The following is an 11,050-nucleotide window of genomic DNA, read 5'->3' on the forward strand; positions in this document are numbered from 1 at the left end:
GCAAACACGAAGGAGGCTGTCCGAAAAGTCAAATGGGAGAAACGCTAACGAATCTAGGTATTGCTATTTGACTATATGTGAGCCTGTTTTAAATCTAACGAATCGTAGGATCGCTATTTGTCCGGAGTTGCGCCGAAATGCGTTCATACAGGGGAATAACGTGATATAGATTCGTTAGATTTTTTATCATGCCCATTTTCGCGAAATAGCGTGGTAGAGATTCGTTAGCCAGATTCGGCTTGTCCTCAGACGTATGCTTCCGAAGCCGGTTTTTCTGCAGAAAATCCTTTACCACCCGGTCCTTTCTGCCGAATATGGATTTACCTTAGCGTATTTTTCGGACAGCCCCCCCATTCTCTCGAAATCCCTCGGCAACAACCTCCTCAAAGGATTAGGCGGTCGCTTCTTTTCAGATTACTCCGCTGGCATCCGCCGCTTTTTTGCAATACACTGGATAAAGGATAGAATAGATCACATTTCCGCAAGAATACATCATAACCGGCCTCCCTGCCCATGCTAACATGAGAGGTAAAGGGGCCGCGGACAACGGCCGAAGCAAAGGATGGTGTGCGGTGTACAGAGTATTGGTAGTAGACGATGAGCCTCGGGTGTGCGCCGGAATCAAAAGCTACCTCTTGAGCGCTCCGCTTCAGATCGGCTATGTCGAAATCGCTTCCAACGGGTTTGAGGCCTTGGACTGTCTGCGGATGGATGGCTATGATTTGGTTATTACCGACATTCAGATGGGCATGATGAACGGCATTGAGCTGATGGAGGCGATTCTCCTGGAGCAGCCCCATCTGCCGGTGGTGGTGATTTCCGCCCATGAAAAATTCGATTTCGCCAAAATGTCCCTCCGCCTGGGCGCCAAGGATTATCTGATCAAGCCGGTGGAGCTGGAGGAGCTGACCCAGGTGGTAGGCCGGGTGCTGCGGGAGAAGGAGGAGGCCGGACGGCTGACCCTGCGCCAGTCCGTCACCAAGGACAGCGGCGAGCAGCTGCAGAAGGCCAAGCGCCAGGAGGCGCTTATGGAGCTGGTAACTGCCAAAGAGCTTCATGAAAAGGACTGCCGGGAGCTGCTCCAGGACATCGGCGGTCCGCTGAAGGAGCAGGGAGCCAACTGCGGCATTGCCATTGTCCATCTTGATTTGACCAAAGGCGGCTTCAGCCAGCAGGAGATCACCCTGCGGGACCGGAAGCTCTTGAAATACGCCTCCATCAACATTCTGGAGGAGAGTCTGTCGGACTGGTGCGGCGTGGCCTTCAACGGCTTCGGCAACCAGTTGGTCTGCGTGATTCAATTGGAGGCGGGGGAGGCCGCGGCGGCGCCCCAGCATTTGGATTCCCGACTGAACCTCATCGGCCAGACTATTGTGATGAACCTCAAGCAGTACCTTAATGTGACCGCAACGGTGGGCCTCAGCTCCCTGAGCGCCAATCTGTCCATGCTGCCCAAGCTGATGGAGGAGGCGGAGGCGGCCATCGAATGGCGGAAGCTCCACCCGGACAACCGGATTCTCTACTATGCGGATATGGCCTCCTTGGGCAATCTGCGGATGATGGAATGGGTGGCCAAGGTGGAGGTTTTGGTCCAGAAGCTGAAGGAGGAGGACCGCTCCGATGGACTGGAGCAGGACGGCAGCCCGGAGGAGAAGACGTTGAGCGCCGGGGAGGAGCTGCAGAAGATGCTGGCCCTGCTGGATGGCCTGACCGGGTCGGAGGGGATTTTTCACAGCTGCTTTGGCATTCTGGTGTACCGTTTATACGGTCTCTTGTTCGATTACGGCCATGACAAAAGCGACGCCTTCCGCCGTCTGGACCCCGATCTGTATTTCCGCGGCATGGACCCCCGGGCCAAGGCCCAGGCGCTGGCGCGCTATATGCAGGAGCTGTCCGCCCTGCTCAAAACCTGCATCAGCGAGCGGGACCAGACGGTGGTGGCCCGGATCAAGGCTTTTATCCAGTCTCATTACGGAAACCATGAGCTGAAAATCCAGGATATTGCCGGAGAGGTCCATTTCAGCCCGGCCTATATTAGCTATTTGTTCAAAAAGGAAACCGGCGCCAATCTGTGGGACTACGTGTCGGAGGTCCGGATGGAGGAGGCCAAACGGCTGCTGGCCGGAACGGATATGAAGCGTTATGAAATTTCCTATCAGGTGGGGTACCAATCGCCGGAGCACTTCAGCCGCATGTTCAAACGGTTGGAGGGAGTTTCGCCGGCAGATTACCGCAAAGCGTTCAGGGGGAATTGACTTGAAGCTCCAACACAAAATGATCCTGGCCTTTTGTCTGTTCATCATCGGGCCTTTTCTGGCAGTGGGCTGGGCCTCCTCCTCCAAAACCTCGGCTACCATCAAGGAGGAGGTAGGGAAGACCATGCTCCAACTGGTCAAGCAAAACCATGCCATGATGGAGAATACGCTGATTTCCGTGCGGGACAAAACCATTACCTTTCTGGACAATTATTTTTTCAGCAATTCGTCGCAATTGGCTTTTTGGACCAATATCAGCACTTTGGGGGAGATGAACGAGGCGGATGCCATTCTGGGGCGCTGGTCCTCGGACGGCACGGAGTACGCCTTGTACCTGAAGGAGGAAAATACGCTGCCGGTGGATGCCACTGCCAAAAATAAAGGAATTATTTATCTAAGCGGGAACACCGAGGAGTACCCTCCCTGGGCGGAGGAGACGCTGTTGGAGAAAGGGGCGGGCACAGTCCGTCTGGCCAGCATCGGGAGCGGCTCGCCTACCGTTCTGTTTACCAGAGCCATTCTTCATCCGGAAAAGTATGACGAAACCCTCGGCTTTTTGGCGGTGTCCAAGCTGGAGGTGCTGCTGATGAAAAATATGATCGCCGTGCAGCTTCCCAAGGATGCGGCGATTTTTTTGTATGACAGCGGGGGAGAGCTGCTGATGCAGTACGGGGAGGGGGCGATTGCGGAGGGGGAGCTTCCCGCCTCATTAAAAAGTCACGAATCGGACTATTCCTACGCCGCGGACAGCCACGCCTATTTGTACGCGGTTTCCTATGAAAGCCGGTTTGGAACCCGGCTGGTTTACAAGATTCCGCTGGCGTCCATCACCGGCAACCAGGCCCAATTCCAGCGGACCATCACCATCATGATGGGGGTCTATCTGCTGTTTGTGCTGCTGTTTGTGCTGTACGTGCTCCGGGACATTATTAAGCCCTTGGGCAAGCTGGTGATGTTCACCCGGGTGTATGAGCCGGGCCGCCGCCTGCCCTTCGACATGTCGCCGCCGCGGCAGCGGATGGATGAGTTTGGGTTGCTGCACCAGGCCTTCATCCGGATGACCCAGCGGCTGGACCAGTCCATCGAGGAAAACTACGGCATGCAGATCAAGCAGAAGGAGCAGGAGCTTTCGACGCTGCATTCCCAGATTACGCCCCATCTTTTGTACAATACCCTGGATTCCATCTATTGGTATGCCTTGGACAGCGGGAACCAGGATGTGGGCGCTATGGTGAAGGATCTGTCCAAGCTTCTGCGCATCGGCCTGAGCAAGGGCAAGAGCATTATTACGGTAAGCGAGGAAATGGAGCATGTGCAGGCCTACATCCGCCTTCAGATGAAGCGGTATCCCGGCGTATTCGAGGTATTCTGGGATGTGGACGAGGGATTGGAGAACTGTATGGTGCCCAAGGTGGTGATTCAGCCGCTGGTGGAGAATGCCATTTTCCACGGGGTGCAGAGTATGGACGGGGAAGGCCAGCTGTGGGTCCGCGTGAAGAACCGGGGGGAGGAGCTGCATATTCTGGTGGAGGACAACGGCTTTATTCCGGTGGATGTGGAAAAGCTGCGTTTGATCGTAAACGGCGAGCTGCGGGACAAGGGCTACGGCATCCGCAATGTGCATCAGCGCATCCAGCTCCATTACGGGGAAGCCTACGGACTGGAATACCGTCTCCGCCCGGAGGGGGGCCTGATCGCCTCTATTGTGGTGCCGTTTCGGGTTAAGGAGTAAATGTTGCTTTCCAGTGAGGGGACAACTCCACGACATAGGCTGGCATACAGGATGCGACATGATCGTCCACGTAGATGCTGGCATTGACGTAAGGGTTTCAATCCGCGCACCCCTTACGGGATGCGACAGGCTTGGAAGCGAGAGAAGGATCACATACGGGTGTTTCAATCCGCGCACCCCTTACGGGATGCGACTTCAAACCAATTATCAAAAACTTAAATATCAAGCTGTTTCAATCCGCGCACCCCTTACGGGATGCGACCCGGTAGCGGATGCTACGCGTAAGACAGCGCCGTTTCAATCCGCGCACCCCTTACGGGATGCGACGTTGCGTCATCTTGGCTTTACGTAGTAATTCCGCAAGGTTTCAATCCGCGCACCCCTTACGGGATGCGACCTGCTCCGTCTCGTGCGCAAGGCTGGCACTATCGTTTCAATCCGCGCACCCCTTACGGGATGCGACGAAGACGCCGCGCAGCTTTTCGTCCCAATACGTGTTTCAATCCGCGCACCCCTTACGGGATGCGACGACCACGTATCAGGATAACATGATGCAAAAGCATGTTTCAATCCGCGCACCCCTTACGGGATGCGACCCGCAAATTAGACCGTTTGGAAGCAAAACTAATCGTTTCAATCCGCGCACCCCTTACGGGATGCGACTGGAAACGTTGACGCCGATTATCGTTGATGTGACGTTTCAATCCGCGCACCCCTTACGGGATGCGACGCCTGCATGTCCATTCTATGTATTCACCCCTTGGCGTTTCAATCCGCGCACCCCTTACGGGATGCGACAAAGAAACTGGAGAAGAGATTGCTTTAAAAACAAGGTTTCAATCCGCGCACCCCTTACGGGATGCGACCCTGTCGCCACTCTCTCCGCCAGGGTAAACGTATGTTTCAATCCGCGCACCCCTTACGGGATGCGACCCTGGTGGCAATTAGAAAAGCGCTTGACACGATGGGTTTCAATCCGCGCACCCCTTACGGGATGCGACAGGATCTCCAGCGACTCAGCAGGGAGGTACTTCTGGTTTCAATCCGCGCACCCCTTACGGGATGCGACCGCAAAAATGCTTGTATCTATATCGGTTTTAGAAAAATAAATTATTATTCTCTCTGGAAGCAACTAAATAAAGTATGGATGCTGTCTTGACAACTATTTTTGTTCCTTTATACACTGTCATTCGACAAATTCTGAGGTGCGAAGGAGCCGGGGGTTTTATGTGAGCTTGGCATTCGCACCTTCCTGGACAATTAGATCCGCGTGTCTAAAGCAGTTCCAACACTTCAACACCTTCAGGCACAGATGCCTTGTCCAAGGTAATCTCGTACTCCCGATATGCCCGTGGAGGCTGGCCCGGATTAATCAGTTTCGCTTCAACTAAATCAAATAATGCCGCCGCGGGAGCATTCCCCAGTTCCGACTCGTGTTTGAACACAATTAATTTACGGGCGGACATTTTGCCTCTGGATGCGGAACGGTCCAGTTCAAACATATTTTGAAGCGCTTCAAAGAAAAAGGCAAGATCGTTTTCGTCAAAACCTGTTTTTTGAGCGAATTTGGGAGAAATAAATCCCTCTGCCCGGTACAGGCCATAGGGAACCAGATATTTCCGTCCCATTGTCCGGTTTTCCGTAGCGTTTTCTTTCTCGGTGGTAGATGCCATGCGGGTAATGGTCACTTCCTGCTGGAAAATCCGGTCCGCACTTTTGGAAAAACAGAGTTGAACCGGTCCGCGTACCTGACCGCATTTGAAATCCCCCGTATCCATAACCGCACCGAAGGTGCGCACGTCAAAGAAACGTTGGCACATATAGGCTTGGGCGGTTAGTTTGTCATCCTTGTTGTCTTTTGTTTTCAATCCGGTAGCTTCATAGGCTTCTCGCTGTTTGTTGTTCAGCACAGCCCCTTCGCTTACATAAATGTCAAAGCCTTCTTGTCCCTCCCGGGCATACAGCGCATAATTTCTTACCTTGCGCTTGAGGCAAACATCGCTGACGATCCCATAACCGGTTTGCGGATCAATCCGCGGCATGTTGCCTGCATCGGGGTCTCCATTCGGATTGCCGTTTTCCACATCATAGTAGAGGATAAAATCATACCGGTTCTTCAACATGTTTTCCATTTCTTCCGCCTCCCAATTGTAAAATTCACCTATTATCCGTTTACTATGCCATTCTGACTTGTGACGGTTTGGCTATCCTTGGCTCCCCGAAAAAACTCCTTCTGCTGCTGATAGAATCCCACCAGGAATTGCCCCTGTTCTTCGGCATTCAAAGTGGACGGAAATCCCAATGAAGGCATCAAGTCCATTACATCCACCAGAAGCTGACGTGTCCAATACTTTTCACTCTTAGAGAAGTGATGTTCCGCATTTGCCAGTAAGGATGTGAACACCTGCTGAGGACTAGCCAATGCTGCGTTCAGATATTTGTCCACGATGGAGGCATTGACCTTTTCCAAGGCATCGTATTGGGCTTTATTCAGGATGGCAAAGATGCGTCCCAAGAGATAGGGTACTGCTGTTTCATTAGGGTTCAGTCCCACACTAATCAGCTCCTCATTATGAAGTTGTCTGGCTGCCCGGTTGAGACAGCCTCGGATCACACCAATCCGGATGCGGTTAATTGCCTTGGCTGCATCGTCGGCTGCTTCTGCGCGTATCCGCCCGATCATCGCCATCAACAAACTGTCAGGATAAGGAGTCCCTCTCATAATACTTCTGATCAGAGATACCTGATGAGGGGGAGGGACATTCTTGCTTTCTCTCCGAACCGCCGTTTCCAGCAAGATTTGCTCAAAGGAAGGATGCTCCGGCTCCCATGGAGCACCCTCGACACGGATGTCTTCCTGATGCTGCCGCAGGCGCCCCACCAGTTCTCCGAAAGAATTCACATAGAAATAGCGGACGACAACCCTTGTTTTGTTGGCTGCCAAGCCTAACATAAATATCCGGGTGTTTGGGTTAAGCTCCAGATCCCGTGGTGCAGTCCCTGCATATAAAGCCTTCAGAATGCCCTCTATACGGCGGGCCATGACTTCATTTAGTTTGTAGCGTGAAGCTGTCCCTGCTTTGTCCAACATCGTGCCAATTACGGCTTCTTCCATAGGAGCTTTTTTTTCGGCCCAGAACAAAACCTTGTCTCCATGGAGGTTGAAGCAGTGAGAACGGTCGTTTATCAGCAGATTCAAGGCAGTGATATACTTGAAGGCGGCTGCTTCCGATACGGGGGCATTGCTCCCCTTTTCCTTGCCGAAAGAGGTGAAGCTGTCCTGATTGAACCCAATCAGAGTAGGCTTGTCCTTACCAAATCCGTCCAGATTGCCATGAATCCGGGCGATAGGCCCTACTTCTCCGGTTACCAAACATTGTCCGATGAAAGCCTGCTCCGATAAGGAGCCAAGGTATCTTTCCCAAGCTGCTTTGATCATCGGCCGTTGATGGATGAATTCGAATTCTTCATCCTCTATCAGGCTGAATACCAGGTTTCCCCCACTATCGACCAGCTCGGCAATCCCCTCTACTCCAGGATAGTCCAGGGAGCCTTTTTTTCTTTTGGCAAAAAAACCAAGAACCGCTCTGGCTCCCTTGTCATTCACGTCCTGGAGAATGTGTTGGTGAAGGGAGAGACTGGCTTCATACCGGTAACTGGCGCCTGCTTCATCACTATAGAGGCCAAAAAGGAAATTGGCGTTCTCGCAGAGAAAGGCAGGCTCAGGTCTGCTACCAGAACGTTTGGGTTGACGGGGAGTAATTAAACGTCTCGGGAAAAATTTTCTGTTTTTGGCTGAAGTCTTATTCTTTTTTTCACTTGGAGTGTGAATCTCCCGTTCTTCCATCAGGTCCAGCACCGTGATCAGATTTCCGTCGATGTCCAGAACCAGACATTTGGATACAGGAGTTACTGCATATCCAGGCGGAGCGGTTTCATACTGATCGTCCTCTGCCATACGGTCGTACAAACCGCATAATGCTTGTAAAATCATAGCTTCACCTCTTGGGGGATCTGGATAATTCCATGCTTCATAGACGCCCGGAAAAAATAAGGAGTGTAACTGTAAAGCTGTTTCTTGTTCGCCGTTTCCTGCTTGTATTCCAGATCTTGCAGCATCCACCCCAAGTCGCGTTCACTTTCACCGGCATAATAGCTGACGGGCCGTTTCTCGTCTTCTTCCATCAATCGGAAATGAGCGGCAAATTCCCTGCATCCCAGATAGGGGCGATGAAAGCACTGGCCTTGCCTCGCCCGACGCAAGAACATGTTGTAAAATTTCTCAGGGGTATCATTTTCTCCAGCCTTATCCTTCAGAATAGTAAAATGGGCGTCCAGCAAATATTCCACATTTCGCAGTACCAGGGAAGCGCGTTGTTGACGGTCCTCCACAGGATTCTGATGAAGATCGACAGCGGTTCCGGCCATGGCTGCCGAGACATTGCGGGGCGAGATTTTGGAGCCCACTTCATTGCGGCGTATGGGCTCGAATTCAATGGGGTTCAGAACAGTGATCTGATCGATTACCCATTTTAACGGAGGCCTCCATAGGATAGCCTCCAATATGCCGCGAGCCGCCGATGGCGTTATGACATCATAGCTGACCCGTTCCCCTTTGAGCTCAGGCCTGGTGAACAGGGCGTACTCCCCTTTGACGTGAAGGGTGATTCCATACCCCATGATTAATCCTCCTCCTTCGGTTGCACAAGCAGTCCTGTTTTGACATGATACCGGTCTGTGATTTCTCCTCCAATCCGTCCCTCCTTATCCTTCAGGTAGAAAATCGTATCGCCAATCGCCCCCAATCGGCCTGTTAATCGCAGCTGCGCCATTTCTCCCGAATAGAGAGGAACAGTATATCGCTGCAGCTTGCGCATGTAGAAAGCGGGGTACAAGGCGGCTTGCGCTTGCAGCAGATAGTTTCGTGCGGCCTGATCCCAGGGAATGATGACAGGAACAGCTTCTTCGTCTATCCATTTGAAGGTATCTGCGATCTCGCGGAATTGAAAGGAATACTCGTCTGCGCCGCCATTCAGTTTTTTCAATATTCCCTGCTCGTCCAGATTTTTTCCGAATCCATACAGACGGTTGAAATAGGCATGAATAGCGTCTGGCGCCAGCGGATCAGAATAGCTCCGGAGAATGAGGCGGGAGAATTGGGCTCGCTCCTTATACCATGCGTGTCGGACCGGATGATCGGCAGAATCAAATAGAAAAACCTGCCCTTTCTGAAGGTTCCCGCGTATATCTCTAAGTTTGCCTTCCCGATTGCAGCGGCCTGCTGCCTGGGCGATGGCTTCGATTCCTGCCATCTGCCGGAATACAACCGGGAAATCCAGATCCACTCCCGCTTCAATTAAAGGGGTAGAGATGACATAACATTCTCCCGATTCAAGTTTGGCGGAGATTTCCTTTAGACTGGAACTGCGGTGCTCGGCGCACATCAGTCCGCTTAGGTGAAAAACATTGGCCTTGCCAACTTTATTGGCAACACGCCCATACAAGAGCCGCGCTTGTTTCCTGGTATTCACAATGCATAATGCTTTTGGCTGCTCAATGATGCGAGAGGTCAACTCTTCATCCGATTGTTCTCCCAAGGAAGCGGTTTGAACCCGACATATTCGGGTGTACATATGTGCAGGGTTGGGGATGATTTCTTCAGCCTGCAGTCCATCCAGCCACTCCGTCTTAAGGGCGGGTTGAGTGGCTGTGCTGAACACCACTGTTGCTCCATAGTCCACACACAGGCATCTTAGAACAGCAAGCACTGGCTTCAGCAATTTTTCGGGCAACGTTTGAGCTTCATCGAGTATGATGATGCTATTCGCCAAACGATGCAATTTTCGCGTTTTGGAAGGTTTTGCGGCAAACAGGCTCTCGAACAACTGTACATTGGTTGTCACAATCAGCCCCGCATCCCAGTTCTCCGCCGCCATTAAACGGGGATCAAATTCACTTTCCTGTTCTTTCGTGAACGTTATATTGCTGTGATGCTCCAACACTATATTGCCCTCCAGATCACCCAGAGCGTTCCGGTAAACGGAAACGGTTTGCTCGATCAAAGAAATGAAAGGCAAGCAGGTAACGATGCGGCTCATGCCGTGATGCTTGGCGTGTCTGAATGCAAAGCCCAAGGCAGCATAGGTCTTGCCGCTGCCTGTAGGGGCGGTAAGCGTATAGAAGCCTTTGGGGCCTGACGCCTTCTCCAAACAGCCTTCGAGTACCTCCCGCCGGAGTTGATTCACCTCTGAATCCGGCGTCCGGCTAAGCAGTTCTTCGATTTTCATCTCATAGGGTCCATACAGCTCCGGCAAGGGGAGGTAAGAGTTTCGTTTAGCGGCTTTATCGGGTTGCAGAAACTGTTCGGTATCCAGATAATCTGCGTCTACCAGCGCGGAATGAAGCATGCGAATCATTAGAGAGCGAGACAAGCCCGGATTGAGAGTAGGGGCCATTGGGGGGATGTCTTCCTTGGATAGAGGCGGGAGGCTGGGATTAACTCCCTCAACCCAGGTGAGGGGCTCCTTAAGCACATCCTCCAGACCGATAGCCTTGGCAGAGGTGGAAATATGGTTGGGCAGCCCGCTATGATGACCAAATATAACATAGGCCAGCAAGAGTCCCGCAGGAAACGGGTATTGGGCATACACCGCACGGGCGCCTGCGCTTTTGTGGTCGGCAATGATAGTGGAGTCAACCAACCGTTTTTGGAAAATAACTGAATTTTTTCCGTAATCATGAGCTAAGCCGGCAACCTCAGCTAATTTACCTGCATGAAAGTGCTGCCCATGCCGGAAGGCAAGACGGGCGGTATCGCGGGAATGTCGATCAAGAAGATGCCAATGTACTTGGGGTAGAAGAGCCTTGGTGAGGGGGTCATGTTTGGTGTGGGCATAAACTGACAGCAGCATAGCAGCATCTCTGCCTTTGTGGTAAAATTAAAAACGTCTGCAGATCTGGGGGAGATATACGGTTAGAAGAGAATATAGTTCAGTGTACTTATTTGAAAATTGACTTGTCACTATTTTATCTCCATATCCAAATGCTGTCAACCCTGAATCTG

At 52.1% G+C, this 11,050-nt stretch carries 6 protein-coding genes and 1 CRISPR repeat array; of the genes, 2 read left to right on the forward strand and 4 right to left on the reverse strand.

Features of this window, described 5'->3' with window-relative positions; all coding sequences use genetic code 11:
- Positions 1 to 572: 572 nt before the first annotated feature.
- Together DQG13_RS00820 and DQG13_RS00825 are read left to right on the forward strand one after the other, a co-directional pair.
- Positions 573 to 2,255: a response regulator transcription factor gene (locus DQG13_RS00820; protein ID WP_258525397.1), complete on the forward strand. Its 1,683-nt coding sequence runs from the start codon at positions 573 to 575 to the stop codon at positions 2,253 to 2,255.
- A gap of 1 nt (position 2,256) precedes the next feature.
- On the forward strand, positions 2,257 to 3,987 hold the full coding sequence (locus tag DQG13_RS00825; RefSeq protein WP_181592493.1) for a sensor histidine kinase: 1,731 nt from the start codon (positions 2,257 to 2,259) through the stop codon (positions 3,985 to 3,987).
- Between the two features lie 94 nt (positions 3,988 to 4,081).
- Positions 4,082 to 5,056: direct repeats of the CRISPR family, unit length 33 nt; unit sequence GTTTCAATCCGCGCACCCCTTACGGGATGCGAC.
- Between the two features lie 205 nt (positions 5,057 to 5,261).
- Here DQG13_RS00825 and cas7c read toward each other — a convergent pair.
- From cas7c to cas3, 4 genes are read right to left on the reverse strand one after another with little or no spacing between them, the layout of a single operon-like run.
- On the reverse strand, positions 5,262 to 6,119 hold the full coding sequence (gene cas7c, locus DQG13_RS00830; protein WP_113017462.1) for a type I-C CRISPR-associated protein Cas7/Csd2: 858 nt from the start codon (positions 6,117 to 6,119) through the stop codon (positions 5,262 to 5,264).
- A gap of 32 nt (positions 6,120 to 6,151) precedes the next feature.
- Entirely contained in the window at positions 6,152 to 7,981 is a 1,830-nt protein-coding gene (gene cas8c, locus DQG13_RS00835) for a type I-C CRISPR-associated protein Cas8c/Csd1 (protein WP_113017463.1), read from the reverse strand.
- Complete coding sequence (cas5c, locus tag DQG13_RS00840; protein WP_113017464.1) at positions 7,978 to 8,667, reverse strand: type I-C CRISPR-associated protein Cas5c; 690 nt, start codon at positions 8,665 to 8,667, stop codon at positions 7,978 to 7,980. Before cas5c ends, cas8c begins: the two co-directional genes overlap by 4 nt.
- Before the next feature lie 2 nt (positions 8,668 to 8,669).
- A complete protein-coding gene (gene cas3, locus DQG13_RS00845; protein WP_113017465.1) occupies positions 8,670 to 10,898 on the reverse strand; it encodes a CRISPR-associated helicase Cas3' in 2,229 nt (742 codons plus the stop codon).
- Positions 10,899 to 11,050: the final 152 nt, after the last annotated feature.

This window comes from Paenibacillus sp. YN15 (genome assembly GCF_003285005.1).
Taxonomy (GTDB): Bacteria; Bacillota; Bacilli; order Paenibacillales; family NBRC-103111; genus Paenibacillus_AR.

Excerpts from the sequence above, each read along its gene's own strand:
- cas3 (WP_113017465.1), bottom strand. The coding sequence starts at position 10,898 with ATGCTGCTGTCAGTTTATGCCCACACCAAACATGACCCCCTCACCAAG.
- cas7c (WP_113017462.1), bottom strand. The coding sequence starts at position 6,119 with ATGGAAAACATGTTGAAGAACCGGTATGATTTTATCCTCTACTATGAT.
- cas8c (WP_113017463.1), bottom strand. The coding sequence starts at position 7,981 with ATGATTTTACAAGCATTATGCGGTTTGTACGACCGTATGGCAGAGGAC.
- cas5c (WP_113017464.1), bottom strand. The coding sequence starts at position 8,667 with ATGGGGTATGGAATCACCCTTCACGTCAAAGGGGAGTACGCCCTGTTC.